Annotated in this window: 23 protein-coding genes and 1 pseudogene; 10 read left to right on the plus strand and 14 right to left on the minus strand. The window is 71.1% G+C overall.

Annotated elements, in window-relative coordinates; all coding sequences use genetic code 11:
• Window positions 1–141: 141 nt before the first annotated feature.
• Window positions 142–1,092, minus strand: coding sequence for an NADP-dependent oxidoreductase (locus ACIPC1_RS10795; protein WP_402515417.1), 951 nt, complete (start codon window positions 1,090–1,092; stop codon window positions 142–144).
• 70 nt (window positions 1,093–1,162) lie between these two features.
• On the opposite strand from ACIPC1_RS10795, the gene ACIPC1_RS10800 reads away from it, so the two are divergent.
• Both ACIPC1_RS10800 and ACIPC1_RS10805 read left to right on the plus strand, forming a co-directional pair.
• Entirely contained in the window at window positions 1,163–2,110 is a 948-nt protein-coding gene (locus ACIPC1_RS10800) for a GlxA family transcriptional regulator (RefSeq protein WP_402515419.1), read from the plus strand.
• Between the two features lie 74 nt (window positions 2,111–2,184).
• On the plus strand, window positions 2,185–3,039 hold the full coding sequence (locus ACIPC1_RS10805; protein ID WP_402515422.1) for a hypothetical protein: 855 nt from the start codon (window positions 2,185–2,187) through the stop codon (window positions 3,037–3,039).
• 4 nt (window positions 3,040–3,043) lie between these two features.
• Here the strand turns inward: ACIPC1_RS10805 and ACIPC1_RS10810 are convergent, their stop codons facing one another.
• From ACIPC1_RS10810 to ACIPC1_RS10820, 3 genes are all read right to left on the minus strand, one after another.
• Window positions 3,044–3,598, minus strand: coding sequence for a TetR/AcrR family transcriptional regulator (locus tag ACIPC1_RS10810; protein ID WP_402515423.1), 555 nt, complete (start codon window positions 3,596–3,598; stop codon window positions 3,044–3,046).
• Window positions 3,595–3,957, minus strand: a complete 363-nt coding sequence (locus ACIPC1_RS10815; protein WP_402515426.1) for a DUF1304 domain-containing protein — start codon at window positions 3,955–3,957, stop codon at window positions 3,595–3,597. The genes ACIPC1_RS10810 and ACIPC1_RS10815 overlap by 4 nt, the downstream gene beginning before the upstream one ends.
• A gap of 99 nt (window positions 3,958–4,056) precedes the next feature.
• Window positions 4,057–5,688 (minus strand): amidohydrolase, encoded by a 1,632-nt coding sequence (locus ACIPC1_RS10820; RefSeq protein WP_402515427.1) that lies wholly within the window; start codon window positions 5,686–5,688, stop codon window positions 4,057–4,059.
• A gap of 287 nt (window positions 5,689–5,975) precedes the next feature.
• On the opposite strand from ACIPC1_RS10820, the gene ACIPC1_RS10825 reads away from it, so the two are divergent.
• Window positions 5,976–6,368: a VOC family protein gene (locus ACIPC1_RS10825; protein ID WP_384379161.1), complete on the plus strand. Its 393-nt coding sequence runs from the start codon at window positions 5,976–5,978 to the stop codon at window positions 6,366–6,368.
• 145 nt (window positions 6,369–6,513) lie between these two features.
• On the opposite strand, the gene ACIPC1_RS10830 is transcribed toward ACIPC1_RS10825, so the two are convergent.
• Window positions 6,514–7,530: a glutathione S-transferase family protein gene (locus tag ACIPC1_RS10830; RefSeq protein WP_402515430.1), complete on the minus strand. Its 1,017-nt coding sequence runs from the start codon at window positions 7,528–7,530 to the stop codon at window positions 6,514–6,516.
• Between the two features lie 116 nt (window positions 7,531–7,646).
• On the opposite strand from ACIPC1_RS10830, the gene ACIPC1_RS10835 reads away from it, so the two are divergent.
• Window positions 7,647–8,678 (plus strand): cation diffusion facilitator family transporter, encoded by a 1,032-nt coding sequence (locus tag ACIPC1_RS10835; RefSeq protein ID WP_402515431.1) that lies wholly within the window; start codon window positions 7,647–7,649, stop codon window positions 8,676–8,678.
• 61 nt (window positions 8,679–8,739) lie between these two features.
• Here ACIPC1_RS10835 and ACIPC1_RS10840 read toward each other — a convergent pair.
• A pseudogene (locus ACIPC1_RS10840) lies at window positions 8,740–8,965 on the minus strand (nitroreductase/quinone reductase family protein); the annotation flags it as partial.
• A gap of 68 nt (window positions 8,966–9,033) precedes the next feature.
• On the opposite strand from ACIPC1_RS10840, the gene ACIPC1_RS10845 reads away from it, so the two are divergent.
• A complete protein-coding gene (locus tag ACIPC1_RS10845; protein ID WP_402515432.1) occupies window positions 9,034–9,240 on the plus strand; it encodes a ferredoxin in 207 nt (68 codons plus the stop codon).
• Between the two features lie 9 nt (window positions 9,241–9,249).
• Here the strand turns inward: ACIPC1_RS10845 and ACIPC1_RS10850 are convergent, their stop codons facing one another.
• Window positions 9,250–9,852, minus strand: a complete 603-nt coding sequence (locus tag ACIPC1_RS10850) for a TetR/AcrR family transcriptional regulator (protein WP_402515435.1) — start codon at window positions 9,850–9,852, stop codon at window positions 9,250–9,252.
• Window positions 9,853–9,945: 93 nt separating this feature from the next.
• Here ACIPC1_RS10850 and ACIPC1_RS10855 point away from each other — a divergent pair, with 93 nt between their 5' ends.
• Window positions 9,946–10,404 (plus strand): DUF1348 family protein, encoded by a 459-nt coding sequence (locus ACIPC1_RS10855; RefSeq protein ID WP_402515437.1) that lies wholly within the window; start codon window positions 9,946–9,948, stop codon window positions 10,402–10,404.
• A 10-nt stretch (window positions 10,405–10,414) separates the two neighbouring features.
• A complete protein-coding gene (locus tag ACIPC1_RS10860; protein WP_402515439.1) occupies window positions 10,415–10,948 on the plus strand; it encodes a flavoprotein in 534 nt (177 codons plus the stop codon).
• On the opposite strand, the gene ACIPC1_RS10865 is transcribed toward ACIPC1_RS10860, so the two are convergent.
• From ACIPC1_RS10865 to ACIPC1_RS10895, 7 genes are all read right to left on the minus strand, one after another.
• The gene (locus tag ACIPC1_RS10865) at window positions 10,932–11,843 is read right to left on the minus strand and encodes a hypothetical protein (protein WP_402515441.1); all 912 of its coding nucleotides are present in this window, start codon (window positions 11,841–11,843) and stop codon (window positions 10,932–10,934) included. The genes ACIPC1_RS10860 and ACIPC1_RS10865 overlap by 17 nt on opposite strands.
• A gap of 89 nt (window positions 11,844–11,932) precedes the next feature.
• A complete protein-coding gene (locus tag ACIPC1_RS10870; protein WP_402515443.1) occupies window positions 11,933–13,606 on the minus strand; it encodes a phospholipid carrier-dependent glycosyltransferase in 1,674 nt (557 codons plus the stop codon).
• Window positions 13,607–13,688: 82 nt separating this feature from the next.
• Window positions 13,689–14,642 (minus strand): endo alpha-1,4 polygalactosaminidase, encoded by a 954-nt coding sequence (locus ACIPC1_RS10875; protein WP_402515446.1) that lies wholly within the window; start codon window positions 14,640–14,642, stop codon window positions 13,689–13,691.
• Window positions 14,643–14,849: 207 nt separating this feature from the next.
• A complete protein-coding gene (locus tag ACIPC1_RS10880) occupies window positions 14,850–15,683 on the minus strand; it encodes a phytanoyl-CoA dioxygenase family protein (RefSeq protein ID WP_402515448.1) in 834 nt (277 codons plus the stop codon).
• A gap of 64 nt (window positions 15,684–15,747) precedes the next feature.
• Window positions 15,748–16,224, minus strand: coding sequence for a universal stress protein (locus tag ACIPC1_RS10885; RefSeq protein WP_402515450.1), 477 nt, complete (start codon window positions 16,222–16,224; stop codon window positions 15,748–15,750).
• A gap of 5 nt (window positions 16,225–16,229) precedes the next feature.
• Complete coding sequence (locus ACIPC1_RS10890; RefSeq protein ID WP_402515453.1) at window positions 16,230–17,528, minus strand: arsenic transporter; 1,299 nt, start codon at window positions 17,526–17,528, stop codon at window positions 16,230–16,232.
• Window positions 17,529–17,700: 172 nt separating this feature from the next.
• The gene (locus ACIPC1_RS10895) at window positions 17,701–20,082 is read right to left on the minus strand and encodes a SpoIIE family protein phosphatase (RefSeq protein ID WP_402515455.1); all 2,382 of its coding nucleotides are present in this window, start codon (window positions 20,080–20,082) and stop codon (window positions 17,701–17,703) included.
• A gap of 311 nt (window positions 20,083–20,393) precedes the next feature.
• On the opposite strand from ACIPC1_RS10895, the gene ACIPC1_RS10900 reads away from it, so the two are divergent.
• The 3 genes from ACIPC1_RS10900 to ACIPC1_RS10910 all read left to right on the plus strand — a co-directional run bounded on the left by ACIPC1_RS10900 (window position 20,394) and on the right by ACIPC1_RS10910 (window position 23,459).
• Entirely contained in the window at window positions 20,394–20,639 is a 246-nt protein-coding gene (locus ACIPC1_RS10900; protein ID WP_384379203.1) for a hypothetical protein, read from the plus strand.
• Between the two features lie 3 nt (window positions 20,640–20,642).
• Complete coding sequence (locus ACIPC1_RS10905; protein ID WP_402515457.1) at window positions 20,643–21,020, plus strand: toxin Doc; 378 nt, start codon at window positions 20,643–20,645, stop codon at window positions 21,018–21,020.
• 540 nt (window positions 21,021–21,560) lie between these two features.
• Window positions 21,561–23,459 (plus strand): RICIN domain-containing protein, encoded by a 1,899-nt coding sequence (locus tag ACIPC1_RS10910; RefSeq protein ID WP_402515460.1) that lies wholly within the window; start codon window positions 21,561–21,563, stop codon window positions 23,457–23,459.
• Window positions 23,460–23,588 lie beyond the last annotated feature (129 nt).

Raw genomic sequence — 23,588 nt, forward strand, 5'->3', positions numbered from 1 at the left:
TCTAAAATTCTTTTTTGTGCCCCGCACCGCCCCGCCGGGGGCCCCCCCTCCTCAAAAAAAACCACCCCCCCCGCGGGGTCCACCCCCCCCACCCCACCCCCCCCGCCGCTCGACTCGATCAACAACTTCTGGTGAGGGCTTTCAGCCGACGGTCAGCACCAGCTTGCCCGCGGTCCGGCCGGTGTCGCCGAGTGCGTGCGCCTTGGCGGCCTCGGCCAGCGGGAACGACCCGGCGATGGTCGCGCGCAGTTTCCCCGCCTCGACCAGCTCCGCGACCCCGTTCATCCCGGCGTGATCGGCCTCGACCAGCAGCTCGATCGCCCGTACGCCGAGCTTCTCGGCCTCCTCGATGAGGTCCTTCGCACCCCGGGGCAGGATCGACACCAGGAGGCCGCCCTCGCGCAGGACGCGCAGCGAGCGGGATCGGTAGTCGCCGCCGATCGTGTCCAGGACGACGTCCACGTCGCTCACGGCCTCGGTGAAGTCGGTCTCGCGGTAGTCGATCGGCTCGTCGACGCCCAGTTCGCGCAGGAAGTCGTGCTTGCCCGCGCTGGCGGTACCGATCACATACGCGCCGCGCGCCTTGGCGATCTGCACCGCCAGATGTCCGACCCCGCCGGCTGCCGCGTGGATCAGCACCCGCTGCCCCGGCCGTACGTCGGCGGTGTCGACGAGGGCCTGCCAGGCGGTCAGCGCGGCCAGCGGAATGGCACCCGCCTGCTCGTGGTCGACGTTGGAAGGCTTACGCGCGAAGGCGCGCGCGGGACCGGTGACGTACTCGGCGTGCGCACCGACGCCGAACGGATAGGGCAGCATGCCGAAGACCTCGTCACCCGGCTTGAACAGGGTGACCCCCACCCCGACGGACTCCACCACACCCGAGACGTCCCAGCCCAGGACGAACGGTGGTTCCTTGAGGAAATGGCCGCCCGCGCGGTGCTTCCAGTCGGTCGGGTTCAGCCCCGCCGCGTGCACCCGGACCAGCAGCTCGCTCGGCCCCGGTACGGGCCGTTCCTTCTCCACTTCCTTGAGCACCTCGGGCCCGCCGAGGACGTCCTGACTGATCGCGCGCATCGTGTTCGTTTGGCTCATGTGCATCAGCCTGCCGGGGTACGGCCACCAGGGAAATGGCAAGATTGCCAATAACCGATAAGATCGTGCCATGCCTCCTGTGGAACGTGTCGTGGTCCTCGCGCTCGACGGCGTCTACCCCTTCGAGCTGGGTATCCCCAGCCGGATCTTCGGTGCCGCGGACGGCCGGTACGAAGTGCTGACCTGCACCGTCGACGGCCGGCCGGTGCGGAGCAACGCGGATTTCTCGGTCACCGTCGAGCACGGCCCCGAAGTGCTGCGCACGGCGGACACGGTGGTGATCCCGGCCGTCAACCCGGACAGCGTCACCGTGGAACTCCCCGAAGAGGTGGCCCGCGCCCTCGCACTGATCCGGCCGGGCGCCCGCATCGTCTCCATCTGCACGGGCGCGTTCGTGCTCGCGGCGGCCGGTCTGCTGGACGGACGGCCGGCGACCACGCACTGGCTGCTGGCCGACCTGTTCCGGCGGATGTTCCCGCAGGTGGCACTGGACCCGGACGTGCTGTTCGTCGACGACGGCACGATCCTCACCTCGGCCGGTGCCGCGTCCGGAGTCGACGTCTGCCTGCACATCCTGCGCAAGGACCACGGCAGTGAACTGGCCAACAAGGTGGCCCGGCGCTGCGTGGTGCCGCCCTGGCGCGACGGCGGTCAGGCCCAGTACATCGAACAGCCCGTGCCCGAGTCCGCCGCGACGGGCACCGCCGCAACACGAGCGTGGGCTCTTGACCGACTGGGTGACCCGCTGGCGCTGTCCGATCTCGCCGGCCACGCCCGGATGAGCCCGCGCACCTTCGCCCGCCGCTTCAACGACGAGGTCGGTCTGAGCCCCGGCCGCTGGCTCATCCAGCAACGTGTCTCCCGGGCCCGCCATCTGCTGGAGTCCAGCGACCTGTCGGTCGACCAGATCGCCGGCGAGGTCGGCTTCGCCACCGGCACCTCCTTGCGCCAGCACCTGCACGCCGCGATCGGCGTCGCACCCCAGGCGTACCGACGTACCTTCCAGGCGGCCCGCTAGGCACTGAACGATCACTGCCGCTCCCGCGTCGGAGGAGGGAACGAGAGAACGGCAGTCGGCGGACAGGGGTGGGCATGCGTAAACGGATCGCGGCGACGGTGATGGTGCTGGGGCTGACCGTGGTGGGGTGCGGCGAGGGGATGCGCGAGGGCCTCGTGGTCACCGGAACGCCGCCGGCCACGCCGTACGCGGGGCGTCTGGACCTGCCGTTCAGGGAGAGCGCCGACGGCAGTGAGCGAGAGGCCGAGGAGGGTTCGGGCGCGGCCGGGCGGGCGCTGGAGTGCGACGGCGAGATCTCCTACGGCAGCGGAGGCGAGACGTGGACCAAGGGGGACGGCGGCTCGACACCGGAGGAGGGCCTGAACGCGTTCTTCGACATGGACCAGCCCGAACTGCCGGACCACGGCTACCGGATCGAGAGCAGGCAGGGAGACCGTGTCCTGTTCTCCTACGACGTCGACGGCAGGACGAAGGTCGCCGTCGTCGTCGCCAAGGACCAGCCGGACCGCCCTGGTTGGGGCCCGGAGACCAACGCCTCCTGCGACCCCGCCGAACTCCCCGCGAGCTACACCGACTCGATTTCGCAGGAGATCTGGACCGACCGCGCCGGTCACCGCGTGGCCACCACGGTGCTGTCCAGTTACGCGGGTGCGGAGCACTGCGGCTGGGAGAGCGCGCACTTCCTGGGGACGGGCCAGGACGAGGACAGCAGGCAGTACGCGCGGGATCCGAAGGGGGTACTGGGGAGCGAACTGCTCACCGCCGCGTACGACGGTGACGTCCCGATGCCCGCCGACGCGCACGATACCGGATACCGCTTCAAGGACTGGCAGCTCTGGCTGACGGACGACAAGGCGACGGCGTACATACGCACATCCCAGAGAGTCGAGGCCTGGCCCGAGTCGAAGGACTTCGTGGGCTGTATGTGAGGCGTCATCGGCTCCGGTGCAGGGTGACGAGCAACTGCCAGACCTGGTGGGCGACTTCCTCGGGAGTGGCGTCGAGCAGCCCGTGCAGCCAGTCCCCGAGGACCCCCGCGAAGGTGGCGGCGACGGCGGAGGCGACGAGCGGGGCGTCGGGCGCACCCAGGAGGGTGCGCTCGGCGAGGCTGCGGGCGCGCAGGTCGCGGTGCAGCACGCGGCCGAGCGGGCCGCCGCCGCCCGGGCTCAGGAGGGCGCGGTAGAGAGGTGCGTGCGGGGGGAGCCCGGCGAAGAACGCAAGGAGGGCGGGCGGCGCGGACACCGGGTCGGGCCGCCCGCGCCACGCGTGCAGTGCGTCCACTGCCTCCCGTACGACATCGGCGCAGGCGTCGACGGCCAGCGCCTCCAGGTCGGCGTAGTGCACGTAGAAGGTGGCCCGGCCGACCCCGGCCCGCCGCACCAGGGCGGCGACACCGACCTCCTCCAGCGGGCGCTCGGCGCACTCCTCCAGCAGGGCCTGGCGCAGCTTCGCCCGGGTGCGGGCGGCCCGCGGATCCTGCGGCGTCACCGTGCGACGAGGACGGCGGCCAGGGCGAGCGCGCCCGGCAGCGCCTGCGCGAAGAGGATGCGCCGGTTCGCGGTCACCGATCCGTACACTCCGGCGACGACCACGCACACCAGGAAGAAGACCTGGACGCGGAAACCGGTCGGGTCGGCGGCGATCAGCCCCCACACCAGTCCCGCCGCCAGAAACCCGTTGTAGAGACCCTGGTTGGCGGCCAGCGGCGCGGTCGCCCGCGCCATCTCCGCGTCGAACCCGTGCAGGCCCCGCCCCGGCCTGCGCTCCCACAGGAACATCTCCAGGACCAGGATGTACGCGTGCAGCGCGGCCACCAGGCCCACCAACACGTTCGCGACTGTCTCCATCGTTCGGCAAGCCCCGCTGCTCAGTCATGCACTTCTTGGACAGCTGTCCACTATACCTGGGCGGCTGTCCAAGAAGCCCCGCGGCTGCTGCACGAGGTGTCAGGCGTCGGGCGCCGCGTGGACGCGCTCTCCGCCCACATAGGTCAGCGCGACCTTCGTCCCGGCGATCGCCTCCGTCGGCCCGGCGAACGGGTCGCGATCAAGGACGACCAGATCCGCCAGGGCCCCCACCCGTACGCTCCCGGTCTCGTCGAGGTGGTTCGCGTAGGCCGATCCCGCGGTGTACGCCGTCAGCGCGGCCAGGAGACCGATGCGCTCGGCGGGCAGGAACACCGGGCCGCGCTCGTCCGGGGCCACCCGGTTGACGGCGACATGGATGCCCTGGAGAGGGTCGGGGCTGCTGACCGGCCAGTCGCTGCCCGCCGCGAGACGCGCCCCGGAGCGCAGAAGCGCGCCGAACGGATACTGCTGGGCGGCCCGTTCGGGCCCCAGGAAGGGGATGGTCAGCTGGTCCATCTGCGGCTCGTGAGCGGCCCACAGCGGCTGGATGTTGGCCGTGGCACCCAGGCGCGCGAACCGGGGTACGTCATCGGGGTGCACGACCTGGAGATGCGCCAGGTGCGGACGCGTGTCGCTCGGCCCGTTCGCCTTCCGTGCCGCCTCCACGGCATCCAGTGCGTCGCGTACGGCCCGGTCACCCAGCGCGTGGAAATGACACTGGAAGCCGAGCGCGTCCAACTCGGTCACGTACGAGGCCAGTTGCTTGCGATCGATGAAGCTGGTGCCCCGATTGGCGGTGGCGCAGCCGCACTTGTCGAGATAGGGGTCGAGCAGCGCGGCCGTGCCCGTCTCGGCGACTCCGTCCAGCATGAGCTTGACGCTCGTGGCGCTGAACCGTCCGTGGCTCAACGCGGCCCGCCGCTCGAGGAGTTCGGGAATCTGCTCGGCCCCGCGCTCCCGGTCCCACCACAGCGCGCCGACCACCCGCGCGGTCAGCGAACCCTCGCGGGCCGCCGTCAGACAGGCCTCGGACGGATCGTCCATCCCGAGGAACTCCCCGACCAGCGCGTCCTGCCAGGCGGTGATGCCGAGCGCGTGCAGATGCCGTTGGGCATGCAGCAGAGCGGCGAGCCGGTCCGAAGGCGTGGCCGACGGCGTGAGCCGGCCGACGTACTGCATGGCGCCTTCCTGAAGCATCCCGGTGGGCTCGCCCGACGCGTCCCGCTCGAACCTGCCGTCGGCCGGATCGGGCGTGTCCCGCGTGACGCCGGCGAGTTCCAGCGCACGGCTGTTGACCCAGGCGCCGTGATGGTCGCGGTTCGGCAGATACACCGGCCGGTCCGGTACGACCGCGTCCAGCAGCTCCTTCGTCGGCGTACCGCCCTCGAAGGCCTCCATGGACCAGCCGCCACCGGTGATCCACTCCCGGTCGGGGTGCGCGTCGGCATACGCGCGGACGACGGCGAGCGTGTCCCCGGCCGTCTTCGTCCCGGTCAGGTCGCACCGGGAGAGCTCCAGGCCCGCCGGCACGGGGTGGATGTGCGCGTCCTGGAACCCGGGCAGGAGCAGCCGTCCGGCGAGATCGACGACTTCGGTCCGCGGGCCGATCAGTTCGCGCACCTCGGTGTGCCCGACGGCGGTGATCCGGTCGCCGGTGACAGCGACGGAAGCCGCGGCCGGCCCCTCGGGGGTGAGGACGGGGCCGCCGGTGAAGAGGAGGTCAGCGTGCATGTTCCCTTTCCTTGGTTGACCGGGTACGAGAGGGCGACGACGATCCCGGCCGGGTTGACCGTCGCCACGACGATCCGCGCCAACTCTTCACCATCAAGCTCTACTTCAGGTGGCGCCACAGCGTGTACAGGCCTGGCGCGAGGTCAACGAGATCGCCGGGCGCCACCTCATGCGCGACGGTGAATGGCTCGTGGCCGACTGAATCCGCCGTACGCGGTAACACGGGAGGACGAGGCAGCGGACGCCCGGGGAGGCCGTCGGCGCCCGGGAACCCGTACGGAGGAAGCATGACACTGGTCACGGCAGGCGTCGTGGTGCTGGACTGCGCCGAACCCGAGAAGCTCGCCGCCTTCTACAAGGAGCTGCTGGACGCCGAGGAGACGGACGCGAACGCGAACCGCGTGGAGATCAGGGGTACCGACGGCATCCGGATGGCGTTCCGCCGGGACATGTCGGCGACACCGCCGAGCTGGCCGCGCCCCGAGAGCTCCCTCCAGGTCCACCTGGACTTCCACGTGGACGACCTCGACGCGGCGGAGCTCAGGATCATCGGCCTCGGCGGGCGCCCCATCGAGACGAAGGACCCGTCCGGCCCCTTCGAGGAACGCGGCTACTCCGACCCGGCCGGACACTCCTTCACCCTGCGCCACGCGGCGACGACCGCGCCGAAGCAGGACTGACAGCCCAGGTACGCCGCCGGAGCGGAGGCGGAACCGACAGCCGGAGCAGGTCCGGCGGCCGGCGAACGCCGCTGTGGCTGAAGTACGGGGCCGCGGCAGAAGCACGGCGCTGACTCCGCAGCGCGGGTCCGACGGCCGCATTCCGTCAGGGGCGCCCCCGCGCCGGAATCCTCTCGCCCTCGGGCACCGGGCCCGGCGCGGTGCCGTCGCCGAACGGCCGGCCACCGAGCTCATCGCGGTGATGAGGTGTCGGCCAGCCGGAGAGGTCGGGTCCGAGGGGGACGATGCCGGTCGGGTTGATGCCCGTGTGGACCTGGTAGTAGTGCCGTTTGATGTGGTCGAAGTCGACGGTGTCGCCGAAACCGGGCGTCTGGTAGAGGTCGCGGGCGTAGGCCCACAGGACCTGGTTCTCGGTCAGCTTCCATTGGTTGCACTTGAAATGGCCGTGGTAGACGGCGTCGAAGCGGACGAGCGTGGTGAACAGCCGGATGTCCGCCTCGGTGATCGCCTCGCCGACGAGATAACGCCGGGAGCCGAGCCGCTCGGCCAGGAGATCCAGCCGCCGGAAGACGCCGCGGCAGGCCACCTCGTACTCCTCCTGGTGCGAGGCGAAGCCGGCCCGGTACACGCCGTTGTTGACGTCCTCGTAGACGTCCGCCATGACCTCGTCGATCTCGTCGCGCAGCGCTGCCGGATACAGATCGGGCGCGCCGTCCCGGTGCAGGGCCGTCCACTGGGTGGCGAGGTCGAGTGTCAGCTGCTGGTAGTCGTTGGTGACCAGCTGCCCGCTGGGTACGTCCACGAGCGCGGGCACGCTGACGCCTCCGGGGTAGCCCGTCTCCCGCGCGTCGTAGGCCTCGCTGAGGAAGCGGATGCCGAGAACGGGGTCGCGGCCGTCCGGGTCCAGGGTGAACCGCCAGCTGCGGTCGTCCTGGATCGGATCGGTGATCGCCAGCGAAAGGGCGCCCTCCAGGCCGAGGAGACGGCGCGAGATCACCGCCCGGCTCGCCCAGGGGCAGGCGCGGCTGACCACCAGCCGGTAGCGGCCCGCCTCCACCGGCCAGCCGTCCCGGCCGTCCGCCGTGACACGGTCCGCGAAATGGCTCTTGGACCGCTTGAACGCCTTCTTGCCGAGTTCGGCGTTTCCCTCAGTTTCGCTCACGACGCCTCACTTCCTTGATGCGCGTTATGCCGCGATACGGGTTCCCAGGTGCATTCGTTCCCCGATTCCCGCCGAGTCCACGGTGTGAGGCGGGTGGGCCTGGGAAATCGGCCGGAATGAGCAGCCAATCGAAGGACCAACCGAACCCACCGGGCCAGCCCAACCAACAGGGCCGGTCCGATGGGGCGGACCGCAGGACCCGGGTGACCGTGCTGGTCGCGCTGGGCGCCAATCTGCTGATCGCCGTGGCCAAGGCGGCGGGCGGGCTGCTCTCCGGCTCGCCCGCGCTTCTCTCGGAGGCCGCGCACTCGGTGGCCGACAGCCTGAACGAGGTCTTCCTGCTCGCCGCGCTGCGCCGCAGCCGCCGTCCCGCCGACCGTCGCCACCCGTTCGGCTACGGCAAGGAGCGGTTCTTCTGGTCGCTGCTCGCCGCCGTCGGCATCTTCGTGATGGGCGGCTGCTTCTCCTTCTTCCAGGGCTTCGAGGCCCTCAGGAACGGCGCTGACGAGTCGTTCGGCGGCTACATCGCGGGGTTCGTCGTCCTCGGGGTGTCCCTGTTGGCCGAGGGCACCTCGCTGCTGCGGGCGCTCCACCAGGTGCGTAAACAGGGCGGCAAGGCCGGTCTGCGCGATCCGGCGCTGCGTACGGTCGTCGCCGAGGACGGCACGGCGGTGCTCGGTGTGACCCTCGCGATGGCCGGCATGGCCCTGCACATGGTCACGGGCCAGGTCGTGTGGGAGGCCTCCGCCTCGCTCGCCATCGGGATGCTGCTCGTCGGTATCGCCTACCGGCTGGGCAGTGACGCGCGCGAGCAGCTCATCGGGCAGGCCGCCGATGAGGAGCAGCGTCGCGAAATCCTTGCCGTACTGGACGCGCAGCCTGAGATCGACAGCGTGGAGGAGCTGTTCACCATGGAACTGGGCCTCGACTCGACCCTCGTGGCCGCCCGCATCGACCTCGCTCCCGGGCTCGACAGCGAGGAGGTCGAAGACGTCGCCATCCGCATCAAACGCTCCGTCACCCGGGCCGTCCCCCAGGCCGGCCACGTCTTCCTCGACGTGACCGACGCACGAACCGCACGGGCAGCCGCGCGTACGGACGGGACAAGGGAAAACCCCGCCGCGACGGGGGGACGCGGCGGGGCCTGATCCTCGGATGCCCGGCGGTCGGCCGGGCATGCGTGCCGACGCGAAGGAAATTTGGCGTCGGTCAGTCGCTCGTCGGCTCCAGCACGAAGACCGGGATCTGCCGGTCGGTCTTCTTCTGATAGTCGGCGTACGGGGGATACGCCGCGACCGCGCGCTCCCACCACCGCGCCTTCTCCTCGCCGGTGACTTTCACGGGCCGTGTAGTCCCGGCGCTCGGCGCCGTCCTGAAGCTCCAGGTGGGGGTCCGACTTGACGTTGAAGTATCAGACCGGATGCTTGGGGGCGCCGTAAATCATCCACTCGGGCCGGGCGCTCTCGGCTGGCACACCTTGTGGCCCGGTAAGAAGCTGCCAGCATGAACATCGACATCTCGATCTCGATCGACAAGGACGTCTGTATCGGCGCCGGGCAGTGTGCCCTCGCCGCCCCGGGCGTCTTCACCCAGGACGACGACGGAATCAGTGAGCTGCTGCCCGGCCGCGAGCACGGCGTGGGCCACCCGATGCTGCGAGAGGCGGCACGGGCCTGCCCCGTCGGGGCCATCACGGTGTCCGAAGTCTGAACGCCGCGCCTACCGCTGAGCCTCCACCAGCAGCCGCGCGGCCGCCCCCGCCTGCTCGGCCGGATCCGCGTTCCCCGTGATGCCCGCGGTCACCATGGCCCCCTCGGCGAGCAGATACAGCTGGTCGCCGAGCGGGGCGGGGAGCCCGGCGTCGGTCACGAGATCCCCGAGGTACTTCCTGAACGCCCGCTTGTGGGCGCGGACCTGGGCGGTCACGCGTGGCGACGTGGCGCCCAGTTCACCGTAGGAGTTGATCCAGGCGCACCCGCGGAAACCGGGCTCCGCGAACCACTGCCCCAGCCAGTCGAACACCGAAAGGACGCGCCGCTCGGGCTCTCCCTGCCGGTCGACGTACTCGGCCAGCCGCTGCCGCCAGCGGATGTCGCGCCGCTCCAGGTACGCCACCACCAACTGCTCCTTCGCCGGGAAGAGCTGGTAGAGGCGCTTGAGGGAGATCCCCGAGGCGCCGCGGATGTCGTCCATGCCGACGCTCTGGACGCCACGGCCGTAGAACAACTCCTCCGCGGCGTCCAGCGCCTGCTCGCGGGCGAGACCCAGTGCCTGTTCCCGGGCGAGATCCGGTGCCTGCTCGCGCGGGGCTGTGCTGTCCATGTACGGGCCAATCCTTGACGCGAGAACCACCGTTCTCTACGGTAGCAGTCACCAGGGAGAACGCTCGTTCTCCCTTTGTTCCAGGGAGACTCGATGTCCGACCGTCCGCCCCTCCCGCCGTTCACCCGCGAGACCGCCGCCCAGAAGGTCCAGGCGGCCGAGGACGCGTGGAACACCAGGGATCCCCAGAAGGTCTCGCTCGCCTACTCCGAGGACTCGGTCTGGCGCAACCGCGACGCCTTTGTCACGGGCCGCGCCGAGATCGTCGAACTCCTGACGGCGAAGTGGGCACGCGAACTGGACTACGCCCTCCGCAAGGACCTCTGGGCCTTCGACGGCAACCGCATCGCCGTCCGCTTCCAGTACGAGTCCCGCGACGCCGACGGCCAGTGGTGGCGCAGTTATGGCAACGAGCTCTGGGAGTTCGACGAGCACGGCCTGATGACCCGGCGCGAGGCGAGCATCAACGACGTACGGATCGAGGAGAGGGAACGCCGGATCCTCGGCCCCCGCCCCGACTCCGAGCGCGGGGACACCTTTCCGGTTCACTAGGGTCTGCCGCGTGAGCGAACACCCGGAGAAGCCCTTCCTCTATCTCGTCGTCTGCGCGGCCGGTATCGCCTCGGACATCGGCGAACTGATCACCGCGGCACAGGAGCGGAACTGGGAGGTCGGCGTCATCGCCACCCCGCAGGGCCTTGGCTTCATCGACGCCACGGCCGTCGAGGCGCAGACCGGCCGTCCCATCCGCTCGGCCTGGAGGGCCCCAGGAGACCCCCGGCCCTTCCCCCCACCGGACGCGGTGGCCGTGGCACCCGCCACCTTCAACACCGTCAACAAGTGGGCGGCCGGGATATCCGACACGCTCGCCCTGGGAACTCTCTGTGAGGCGTACGGACTTGGTGTCCCGATCGCCGTACTGCCCTGTGTGAGCAAGGCGTTGGCGGCGCATCCCGCCTACCGGGCGAGTGTCGACCGGCTGGGCGCGATGGGCGTCCGGTTCGGCACGCCGTACTCCGGGGAGGTCCCACAGGACGGCGGGAGCCCGGAGTTCCGCTGGGAGCGGGTGCTGGACCTGCTCACTCCTCGCACGTGACGGTGGGCCCGACGAGCATGCCCCCGGTGAGCACGGTCTGGCCCTGAGGCATCCAGTAACCCGCCTTGGAGACGACCGTGGAGCAGGTGTCCTGCACCGACACCTGGACGACGACGGTGGAGGGCCGGCCCGGCTGGAGATCGGTGAGCGCGCAGTCCAGCGCGTGGCCGCTCCTGGTCGTCGACGGGTAGCGGCCGGTCAGCGGATTCACGCAACGGGGGTCGGACGTGGTCAGCTCCACGTCGGACGACTCCTCCGCGATGAGACCGAGGCGTGCGCTGCCGTCCCCGCGGTCGCTGTCGCGCGCGACCGTGTACGTCAGCGCGGTCACGGAGTGGGGCCGCAGCACGCTCCGGTCGACCTCGATGCGGTGCGTCGGTGACGTTTTCGGCTCGGTCAGGGTCAGCGTGGCGTGGACCTCGCCGCGCAGATCGACACCGGCGGGCGACGAACGCACGTGCACGCTGCCGCTGATGTCGTAGGTCCCGGGGCCGGGGTACTCCTTGCCGCTGGGGAGCGGGCCCGTCGCGATGGTCTGCCCGTCCCGCCGTACGGTCCAGGTGCCCGACGTGAGACAGGTGTACTTCACGGTCCCGGGTCGCCCGCAACGGGCCGGAGCGGACACGGAGATGTTCGGACCGCCGGTGCCCACGCAGAGGCTGACCGAGGCACGCTGCCCGCCCTCACCCTTGAGGATGCCTGCGTCCGAACAGAGGGTCGCCGGAGCAGGCACCGGGGGAGCGGCGGACCGGTGAACGGCTTCCGCGGACGGCTGCCCCAGGAGGGCCACCTCGGCGGCGGCCAGCACCGCCAACGCGGCGAGCGTCCTACGAGACGTGGGACTGGTGAGCACCGGATCCTCCTGCACAGCCGCGACCGGCCCGGTGCCGGTCATGCGCTGTTGACGATGCGCGACCGGCCGACCGCCGCGGGGCTCCCACGCCGGACCGTCACCTGAGGGCAGGAGTGTCCGCAAGCTCCGGCTTACGGCCTGCGGAAGATCGTGATGGAGTGGCCCACGTCGTCGATCGGCGTGCTCCCGTCGAGCAGCTCCGCCAGCGGCCCCTCGGCCTTGGCGATCGAGGAGTCCGACACGACGAGCAGACCGTGCACCTGGCCCGGCGGCACCGTACGCGGGTCGTCCGCCTCGATGCCGTAGTACGACGGCTCACCGGCGCCTTTGTAGACGAGCCAGACCCGCTCCTGCGGGTAGCGCTCGTCCAGCCGGTCGGCCAGGCGGCCCAGGTCCTGGCCCCAGTCGACGTTCGAGTCGTGCAAGCGCAGATGGGTCTTCGACGGTCCGCCGAACGCCTCGTTCGAGTAGGGCAGGTAGTACGGGTACGCGCGCAGCGAACTGACGGCGACGAACAGCACCAGGGCCGCCGTGACGACGTACGCCCATCGCCGGCGGAGTGCGACGACGGCGGAGGCCACCACCGCGAGGAACAGCGGCAGGAAGAGGGCGTAACGGACGCCGAGATCGCGGGAGCCGCTCATCGCCGTGGCCAGCAGCAGAGCCGACGGGATCAGGAGGTACGGGGCCGCGGGCCGCAGTCGGGGAACGGCGACCATGGCCACCGCGCCGGCCGACCAGAGCACCAGCATGCCCAGCGGCGTCTTCACCAGCAGCGCGGCCGGCAAGTAGTACCAGAGCGTTCCGCGATAGTGCCGGCCGAACAGGAAGCTGTCCCACGTGTGGTTCTCGTAGCCGAACTGGACGCGCATGCCGTCCCGGTACGGCTGTGGGAAGGGCAGCAGGTCGCTGAGGAGCGCGCGCAGGCCATGGACGGCCGGGAGGTCCGCGGGCGTGGTCCAGCGCAGGTGCGGGTCCACCGCGAGATACGTCGCCCACACCACGGCCAGGGCCACCAGCGCGACGCCGGACGCCGCGGCCACGGCTCGCCGCACCTTCGCGCGCGTGTCGAGGCCGGGCGCCCGCCAGACGGACACGACCGCCAGGAGCAGCAGTACCGGAACGACGGGCAGCATGCTCATCTTCGTGGCCACCGTCGCACCCAGCGCCGCCCCGGCGAGCGGGAGGTGGAGCAGTGGACGCCGGCGCGCCCGCCACAGCAGCCACACCGACGTGAGCAGGAATCCGCACGCGGGTACGTCGAGGGTGGCGAGTGAGCCGTGTGCGATGACGTCGGGCGAGAAGGCGTACAGGGCGAGCGCCACCAAGCCGCCCTTGCGGCCCACCAGTTCACGGCCGAACGCGAGGACGACAAGTCCGAACAGCAGCGTCAGCACGATCACCGGCAGCCGGGCCCACAGCATCAGCCGCCAGGGATCGTTGCCCGACTCGTACAGCACCCGCTTTCCCAGCGCCGTCTGGTCACCCGTGAAGCCGGCGTCGAGATGTGGGTGGGCGAACACCAGCCCGCTCCCGATGATCAGTTTGCCCAGCGGCGGATGCTCGGGGTTGTAACGCAGGTCGTGCTGCTGGACGTAGACCACCGCTGTGCCCACGTACACGGGTTCGTCGATCGTCGGCGTCTGCCGCACGGCCGTCGTGACCATCGCGACCGCCATCTGGGCCAGCAGTGCGACCACCGCGAGCAGGAACAGCCACTGCCGGGGCACCCGGAAACGCCTCGGCGGGCGCCCGGGGTTCGCCGACGGGCGTTCGTGCTGCTCGACGGCGTGCAATGTCACCATGCCCTTTGGTACGTCCACTTCGTGGGCCCCCGTTCACCCGAGGGCACCTGTCTTCGTGTGCTCGTCGGCCCGCCGGAGGTGGTCATCGGGTCCTGCGGACATAGTCCGCGTCGCCGGGCGTCGACACCAGCACATCCCGGCGCACGATGCTCAGCCGGTCACCGAAGGCGGAGCAGGCCTTGCGCAGCCCCCGGTCGGTGTACTCGATGACGACCACCCGGTCGTCGAACGCCTTCGCGTACAGCCCGCACTCGTCGTACTCGCCGCACTCCTCCGCCACCGCGAAGTCGAGCCCGGCCCGCTTCCTGAGTCCCGCCAACTCCGCGGCGTTCTTCTGGCCGATGGCGAGATGCCGGGCGTGTGCGTGGGCCGAGAGCAGGGTGATGAACGCGGTGGCGTCGGCGGCGGTCAGCAGCTTGCGTGAGCGGGTGTAGCTGTCGTAGTTGTCCGGCTCGACCGCGTCGAAGCCCTTGTCCGCGCAGCCGTCGATCCACCGGTTGACCCGCGCGGCGACGCGCTTGCGCTTGGCCGCTGTGCGGATGTCGAGCAGCGTCTCGTCCCAGTCGCCGTCGACAACGACCTTGCCCCGGCCGTCGCGCAGCAGCAGGTCGGCGGGCCACTGCTTCTCTTCGCCCGGCTGGACCTGGAAGGCGTTGACGTAGCAGATGTTGTAGAGGCCGGGCGCCGGGGAGGCCGAACGGTCGCGGCTGACGATGCGGACACCGGTCGGCGGGGGATAGGCACCGCCGATCTGGTAGTCGAACCCCGCGTGCAGGGGCGGGAGGTCGACGGCCGGTGAGGTCGAGGCAGACCTGGAGGGTGGGGTTGCGTCAGGGCTTGGGCTCGAACTTGGTATCGGGGTGGGGGCTGGCTTCGAGGTCAGGGCCGCGGTGGGACTCGGCTTCCGCGGTGTGGCATCCGCGCCGTCGCTCGTGCCCTCGTCCTCGCCGGAAACGCAGCCCACGAGCAGGGAAAGAGCCACCAGGACGGCGACCGATCCGAGGCCACCGATGCGGGCAGCATGCTTGGCGGACATGTCCGCTCCATCAATCGCGAGTACGACCCCGCCTCGGACGCTCCCGCCGTCCTGGCGACTTTGGCCGGACTTGAACGGTGTCCGCTACCGGCTGGGCGTACCTCTGCGTACCGGGTCGCAACACGGCACCCGATGATCCAAGCGCCCGGTTCCGCCCGCGTCAAGTGCCCACTACCGAACGGTACGTCGGCCACGCGCAGGGGGGGATCAGTGCGGAGCCGGCGCCGCGAACTCGGTGCCGCAGGGGCCCGCGCCCTCGCTCTCGGGCAGCGGGACGGGTTCCCCGCTCATCGTCAGCGTCCGGTAGAAGCCGCCGATGCGCCGGGTGGAGCGGCCGACGTAGTGACCGATGAACGAACGACGGAAGCGGTCGGTGCTGCGGTTGGGCCCGGAGCCGTGCACCAGGCTGCCGTTGAAGAACAGCACGTCGCCCGGCGCCATGTCGACGGGCACGGCGGCCAGCCCTGGCGGCGGGGGCACGTATTCGCGTACGAACGACAGCTCCGCGTCCGCCTCCTGCGGGCAGAACAGGTCCATGCGGTGGGTGCCCGGCACGACCTCCAGGCCGCCGTTCTCACGGTCGATCACATCGCAGGCGATCCAGGCGGCCACACAGGTGCCCGGCTCGACCCGCAGATAGAAGTTGTCCTGGTGCAGCGCCTGGCCCCGGGCGCCAGGGGGCTTGAAGTAGAACATGCTCTGCGCGGCCAGGACTTCCTCGCCCAGCAGCGTCTCCACGATGCTCCCCAGCCGCGGGTCGAGGAGACGGCGCAGCGCGAGCCTGTTGATGCGGTGCGGGTGCAGGACGCGGGGATAGGCGTGCAGCGGATCGGCCGGGCCGTCGGCCTCCGTGGCGCGGGGCTCGAAGTGACCCGGTACCGGGCCCGCGGCGTGCAGCGCCGTGAACTCCGCGCACAGCGCGTCGATCTCGGCGCCCTCGAACAGCCCGCGCACCACCGCGAAACCGTCCTCCTCGAACCGGTGGCCCAGCCCGTTCCTGTCGTGACCGTCATCCGGCTGTCCCTTCCTGGCTGTGTCCAAGATGCCCCACGCCAGTGCGCCGCGCCCATCGAGGGAGTGGCCTCCGAGAACGTGTCTGCCGGACCTAGTGGGGTGGCAGTGTCGTGACGTCCGGTGCCGGTTCGGGCCAGACCAGCAGGACGGGGCAGGGCGCGTGGTCGACCACGAAACGTCCCTCCGGTCCCAGACTGCGCGGGCCGAGTCGGGAGCGGTCGCCGTCACGGGCCAGTACGAGCAGGTCGGCGCCCTCCGCGGCGGCGACCACCTCCCGCTTGGCGCGCCCGGCGCGCTCCAGCCGGGTGCAGGGGCGGGCAAGTCGCTCGGCCGCCGCGTCGAGGAGCCGCGTCGCGGACGAGGTGCCGAGGTCCGCCAGGCTGTCTCCGGGGTCGTGCCCGGAATGCGCGCGGCCGAGCAGTCCGGCGAAGGCGCCGTGCGCCAGGCCCGGAGCATCGGGCTCGTCGACGTACAGCAGGACCACATCCGTCGCGTGCGGTGCGTGCCGGTGCACGGCGTCCACGCAGGCGGGCCACGTTCCCTCGACGAGCCAGACGATCACCCGCATGTGTGTCAGCCTCCGATGACTTGGAGTGAGAGCCAGAGGGCCAGTACGGCCGGGATCAGCGCGGCCGGCACGGCGATCAGACCGAGCCGGGTGAACTCCTTGAGATCGACGCCATGGTCGTGCTGGTGCACGATACGCCGCCACAGCAGGGTCGCCAGGGACCCCGCGTAGGTCAGATTGGGGCCGATGTTGACCCCGAGCAGGACGGCCAGCACCGCGCCGGGTCCGGACGTGGCGGCCAGCGGGATCAGCACGAGGACCGCGGGCAGATTGTTGATCATGTTGGCCAGTACGGCGGCGAGCGCCGCGATGCCGAGCAGCGCGAGCAGGCCGCTGCCTTCCGGGAGCAGTCGCCCGAGGGCGTCGGCGAGCCCGTGGTCGACCACCGCCCGCACGACGATGCCCAGCGCGAGCACGAACGCCAGGAAGGCGGGCGCGGTGGCACGCAGCACGGTGAGCGGGGTGGCCCGGCGGCGGACGAGGGCTCGGGTGGCGAGCACCAGCGCCCCGGCCGCGGCCGACCACGCCGGATCGATGCCGAGGGCGGAGGCGAGGACGAACCCCGCCAGCGTGCAGCCCACCGTGACCAGCGCGAAGAGCGGCATGGCGGGCGGCTCGGCGACGTCCGGCGTCGGCGTGGCCGCCGCGCCCAGGTCGCGGGCGAAGAAGCGCCGGAAGACCAGGTACTCGGCGCCGATGGCGACCAGCCAGGGGAGAGTCATCAGCGCGGCGAAGCGGGTGAAGCTCAGACCGCTGGCGCTGAACGCGAGCAGATTGGTGAGGTTGGAGACCGGCAGGAGCAGGGAGGCGGTGTTCGAGAGGTGGGTGCAGGCGTACACGTGCGGCTTCGGGCGGGCGCCCATCCGCGCCGCGGTGGCGAACACCACGGGCGTGAGCAGCACGATGGTGGCGTCCAGGCTGAGGACCGCCGTGATCGCCGAGGCGAGCCCGAAGACCGCGGTGAGCAGCCGGCCGGGGCGCTCCGCCGCCCAGCGGGCCATCCACGCTCCGCAGGCCCGGAAGAGCCCCTCGTCGTCGCAGAACCGGGCGAGCACCAGCACCGCCGCGAGGAAGCCGATCACCGGTCCCAGGTGTGCCGCCTCCGCGACCGTGTGGTCCCAGGTGATCGCCCCGGTGACGATCACGATGGCGGCGGCCGGAACCGCCACGGCCGCCTCGGGCCAGTTGAAGGGGCGGATCACGGCGCAGGCGAGCACCGCGACGAGCAGGACGACGGAGAGGGTTTCGGCGAGCGGGGCGTTCAGGATTCGGTCCTCCGGGACACGGTCATGATGCCCCTTCATCAAATCAGGCAGACGGCATCAGGGCCCGTACCAGGGAGAGTCGCGGGGTCGGGTAAGCCCCGATCCCGAGCGGGTCCGGTAAGCCCGATCCCGGGCGGGTCCGTACGCCCGTTCCCGGGCGCGTCCGGAAAGCCCCGTTCCCGGGCCGGACCTCCTTCCTGGCCGTCCGCCGTCATTCCTCGACCAGCGTCAGCTCCGCCCAGATCGTCTTGCCGTCCGCCGTGTGGCGGCTGCCCCAGCGTTGCGTCAGCTGGGCGACCAGCAGGAGTCCCCGGCCGCCCTCGTCGAAGGTCCTGGCCCGGCGCAGATGCGGTGCGGTGTGGCTGCTGTCGGAGACCTCGCAGATCAGGGTGGTGGCGTCGTGGATCAGGCGCAGCCGGATGGGCGATTCGCCGTACCGGATGGCGTTGGTGACCAGTTCGCTCACCACGAGCTCGGTCGTGAACGTCGCCTCGCTCAGGTCCCAGTCGAGCAGCTGGGCGACGGCCTGCTTGCGTATCGGCGCGACGAGGGCGGGGTCCGCGGGAATCTCCCAGGTCGCCACCTGGGACGCGGGGAGCCCGCGGGTACGGGCGAGCAGCAGAGCCACGTCGTCCGGGGCGCTGCCGACGGGCAGGAGCGTCTGGAGGATCGCGTGACACGCCCCTTCCAGGGAGTCCGAGTTGCTCTCCAGCGACTCGCGCAGAAGCTGATGGCCCGCGTCTATGTCCCGCTCGCGGCTCTCGATCAGGCCGTCGGTGAACAGCGCGAGGACCGTGCCCTCGGGAACGTCGAGTTCGACGGACTCGAAGGGCAGTCCGCCGAGGCCGAGCGGCGGTCCAGCGGGGAGTTCGATCTCCCGGGCCGGGCCGCCCGGCGGAAGCATGACGGGCGGCGGGTGGCCCGCCCGGGCCAGGGTGCAGTGCCGGGAGACCGGGTCGTACACCGCGTACAGGCAGGTGGCGCCGACCTCGCCGGTGGTGCCGTCGGCGCCGGCCTCCGCGGACAGTCGTACGACGAGGTCGTCGAGGTGCGTGAGGAGCTCGTCCGGGGCGAGGTCGATGTCGGCGAGGGTGCGGACGGCCGTGCGCAGCCGCCCCATGGTCGCCGAGGCCTGGATGCCGTGGCCCACCACGTCGCCGACGATCATGGCGACCCGCATCCCGGACAGCGGGATCACGTCGAACCAGTCGCCGCCCACCCCGGCACGTGCCGCGGGGAGGTAGCGCGAGGCGGCTTCCACGGCGGCCGTCCGGGGCAGCGACTGGGGTAGCAGGCTCCGCTGCAGGGCCAGCGCGGTCGCGCGCTCACGGGAGAAGCGGCGGGCGTTGTCGATGCAGACGGCGGCTCTCGCCGTCACCTCCTCGGCCAGCAGGACGTCGCCGGAGGTGAAGGGGTCGATCCGCTGGGACCGGTTGAAGACGGCCACCCCGAGCGTCGTGCCGCGGGCTCGGATCGGTACCGACATCGTCGTGTGGATGCCGTACTCGCGTACGCGTTCGCGACGCACCTCGTCCCGGGCGAGCCAGCCGGCGAGCGCGGCGGTGGCGTCGGCTGCCACGATCGTCCGGTCGGCCGCCAGGGAGTCCGCCTGGGGCGAACCGGTGGGGTAGATGTCGCTCTGCCCGGGTTTGACCACCGCTTCGGGCGATCCGGGGTGGATCGACTGGTGTGCCGCACGGCGCAGCGCGACCGGTACCTTCGGCGGTCCCGACTCCCGATCGCCCCCGTCCTCCGGGGGATCCAGCAGGTCGACGCTGACGAAGTCGGCGAGGATGGGAACGCAGACGTCGGCCAGTTCCTGGGCCGTCCGTGTGACGTCCAGCGTGGTCCCGATGCGGACGCTGGCCTCGTTCACCAGTCGCAGGCGCTCCCGGGCCATGTAGTGCTCGGAGAAGTCGTGGGCGGTCATGCACACACCGCGCACCCGCCCGTCGGCGTCGATCAGCGGCGCCAGCAGTCCGAGCCAGGCGTGCGCGCGCTCCTCGCCACCCGCCCGCACATACCCTTGTGTCTCGCGCCCCTGACCCGACTCAAGGACGTGCCGGAGTTCCTCTTCGATCTCCTCGCCGTCCAGATTGCCGCCGACCTCGGGGGTCGAGAGGCCACGGATGTGCGCGGCCGGGAGACCGAGCACGGCGGCCATCGCCTCATTGACCCCGTGCAGGCGCAGCCGGTCGTCGTAGACGGCCGTGGCGCAGGGGGACTGCTTCAGGGCGGCAGTCATCAGGAAGTCGTCCTGCGGATCGGGAGTGTCGTCGTTCAGCGGGGTGAGCACCAGCCAGTCGCTGCCGCTCTGCCGCGGGGGCCCGTGGTGGGCGAGCAGCCACACGGACAGCGTGCGGCCGTCGCGGTGGCGCAGCTCGACGGTGCCGCTCCACCGTTCTTCGGCGGGGCCGGGCAGCGGGACCGTGTTCCCTGTGGCCAGCAGATCCGCGGCGGGCCTGCCCTCGACCTCTTCCGACGCATAGCCGAGCAGACGGCGGGCCCCCTCGCTCCAGCGGATCAGGGTGCCGTTCACGTCGATGACGACCCGCGCCGTGGCGGGCCCACCGAGGGTTGTCTCCGGGCTCATCGTCGCCACTCCATTGCGCACACACACAGTGAACAAGCGCGTCACTCGTGTTCCAGCCTAGTCCGTGGACGGCCTTCGCACGCGGCACACGGCTTACGTACCAGGAGCCACGCCACGCAGGCGTGCCACCCAGCAGGAGCCCGAGTGCCTCGACACCCGCGAGCACCACAACCCGGGCCGCCGCGCGACCGCACATCGAGCTGTCGCCTCCGGTCGGGGAGCCTTCGGTCCCGGGCGTGGGAGGTACCGCACCACATCGTCGCTGAACTGGGAGTATTTACGCGTAAGTACCCGGGCGGTACCGTGAGGGCATGCCAGCTCTCAATGTGGAGTTCAGCGACCGCGAGCTAGAGGACCTGAGGCAGATCGCCAAGGAGCGCGGTACGTCGATGAAGGCCCTGGTGCGGGAGGCGGCCGCGGCCGACATCGTGCGGCACCGAGCGCTACAGGAAGGCGCGGAGGTGTTCCGCCGGTTCTTCGCGGCGCACGCGGCGGAGTTCGCCGCCGCGTTCCCCGAGGACGAACCGCCCCGCAAGGGCGAGGGCCGGGCAGCCTGACCCATGGCACCCGTCATCCATATCGACGTGCCCTGGCTGCTCCAGCGCCACGACGAGGTCATGCCCGACCAGCCCACGGTCGACGACTTCTCGGCGCTCGTCGCCGCCGTGGCCCGGCACCGCGTCGACCCGCCCCGCCTCGGCGTGGACTCCGACCCGGCCTGGCGCGCGGCCGCGCTCCTGCACACCCTGGCCCTGCTGAAGCCCCTGCCGGCCGCGAACGCCCGCTTCGCCTGCGCGGCGGCGGTCGCCTACATGTTCGTCAGCGGTGTCGGCATCGACCCGCCGTACGGAGCCCTCGTCGACCTCGCCCGCGACCTGATCGACGGCAAGACGGACGTCTATGGCGCGGCGGACCGCTTGAGGTCCTGGCAGATCTGACACCGGCCGGGGGAGCGAGCAGGTCGACCCGCCCTCGGGGCCGCCGACCGAGGGCGGGAGATCAGGGTCGGCGGCCGGTTTCGCGCGGGAGAGCCGCCGTACCGCGCGGGGCCCCCGAGAAGGGCCGGTTCCAGTGGACCGCCCGGTGATGCGCGCCGGGAGCGTGCGCGGGCCACCGGCGCGTGCGTGCCGTTCACACGGGGCGCATGAAATTTCGAAAACCGGTACGAGTCGCGAGAGTTGCCGACCGGATCTGACTTTCTCTCACTGGGACGGAAGTTACTCATGTGTCTTGTTGGTCACGAGCTGTTGTGCGAAGGTGACCTTCCTGTGCTGGGCCAATGGCCGGGTCCGAATCGCTGTTCGGTATTCAAGGCCGTCGAGGAGCCCGAAAGGCTCTTGGCGACGGTTGTCGTTACGGACTTCGCCCCGGCCGTTTTCCCGGCGCTCCGTCATAAAGGTATGCACCAATGAGGAGCTCCTTTTCGGCGGTGAAGGAACTTCTATGTGCCACCTTGCGCCTTGGAAGGAACCCGCTCTGTGCCCACCCCCCACCCCCCACGTCCTCCCTATCCTCCCGGCGGCGCTCCCGGGGAGTCCGACGAGAGTCTCGCCGCACAGCTGCGAGGCCGGCCGGAGAGCGAGACGGCGCACCCCGTCGCCCTGCTGATGGCCCGGCACTGGCAGCCGGCGTACGACTACTCGGTCATCTGCCTCGCTTCCTCGGCGAACGTCGCCTCGATGGTGACCGCCGCCTCCTTCCGCCGGACACTCGACCGCCTGACGCGCGGCGAGTCCGGTGTCGCCGTGCGGCCCCGGATTCTCGTGGCCGTTCGGGACACCGTCGGGGAGTGGGCCGCGGAGGACCGGATAACCGGTGTACTGCCGGACCTGAGGAAACCCGCCGGGGGCCGCGGTTTGCGGGCCGCCAAGTCCATGACGGCCGAAAACCGGAAGCTCGCCGAGCGCGCTTTCCACGCGCTGCAGCCAATCGCCCAGGGCCTGCTGTGGCACACCGAGGTCGAAGCCGAGGACATATCCGTACCGACCGGTCTGTCGGGCATGGATACCGACACCGCGTCGGCCGCTCTGGAACAGGCCCGCGAGCAATTCCGTGAGGGCTGTGTACGCGCCCACCGGGAACTCGCGCCGACCCAGGAATGCGCGTTCCACAACCGGTTGCTCGACGTTCCGATTCGCCGCGGCGGCGCCTTGCTGCCCGATGTCCAACAGCACCTGATGGAGTGCCGCTACTGCCGTTTCGCCGCCGAACAACTCAGCCATTTCGAGGGCGGGTTGGGCGCGCTGCTCGCCGAAGCGGTACTCGGCTGGGGCGCCCGGCGCTATCTCGACTCCCGCCCCGGGCGCGCACAGCAAGGAGTGCGCCCCCGGGGTGGAGTACCGCTCGGCGGCAGACGCCAGGGCGGCGGTGGCGGGCTCCCGGGAAACAGCGGACGTCATCGTCTGCTGTCCCAGATACCCGCCCCTCGCGGCATGCCCCAGCCCGCACAGCGCCACGCCAAAGCCCTGATCACCGGAGCGGGCGTGGTCTCGGCCACCCTGCTGGTGACCGTCCTCGCCACCACGCTGTGGTCGGACGACGAGCCGGGCGCCGACCCCACAGCCTCCACCGGCGCGAGCAACGCCCGCACGCTCTCGCCCGAGCCCGGCTCCGCGTCACCGCCCCCCAACTCGGCCGGGCATCCCACGAACACCGAGCAGACCCGGCTGCGCAACCTCTCCGCCGATCTGTGCCTCGACATCCAAGGCGGCGAGGCGAAGGCAGGGGCCGCGACCGAACTCGCGGTGTGCTCCTCCGCCTGGACCCAGCAATGGTCGTACGGCGGCGACGGCCTCCTGCGCAGTGTCGCCAACCCCGAACTGTGCCTGGACTCCCGTGCCGACGACGGCTTCGTCGTGCTGGAGCCCTGCGCCGCCGAGGACGCGGCGCGCGGTGACGACGTGCGCTACGACCTCACCGCGCGGGGCGAGTTGCAGCCCCGCTGGAGCGACCGGCTCGCTGTCGCGCCCGATTCCGCGGATCCCGGGTCCGCCATCGTCGTCAAGGTTCGCGACGGCTCCGGCGCGCAGCAGTGGCGAACCGATTCCGAGTCGGCCAGCCCCGAATCACTGTCGATCTCGGGCACGACCAGCCCTTCGCCGCAGGCCTCCAGCGGTGTGCCGTCCGCCGGCGGCAGCGCGCCCGAGCCGCCGGACGGGCAGGCACCCGGTGAGCAGCCGCCGGGTGAACAGCCTCCCGGCGAACGGTCGACGGGCGTGCCGACCGATCCGGAGGCGACCTCGTCGGAGCCCTATCAGGAACCCCGCTCCGTGACGGTCGGCGACAACGCGAGCCCCGAGCCCGTGCTGCCTCTGCTCGTACAACTCGACGCGGTGATCAAGGGAATCGGCCTGTATGGGTTGAGCGAGCAGGAGTGACGGGACGACGTCCAGGGGCGACCGCCGTCCACGAAGGCGGAGGTGTTCCGGACGGCCGGCGGTGCGATCCGCCTGAGGGTCTCGCGCGTGACACCCGCGACATGCGGGAATCGCACCGCGCTCTGGGGC

The sequence above is a fragment of the Streptomyces sp. NPDC087263 genome, assembly GCF_044744645.1.
In the GTDB taxonomy this organism is placed as follows: Bacteria; Actinomycetota; Actinomycetes; order Streptomycetales; family Streptomycetaceae; genus Streptomyces.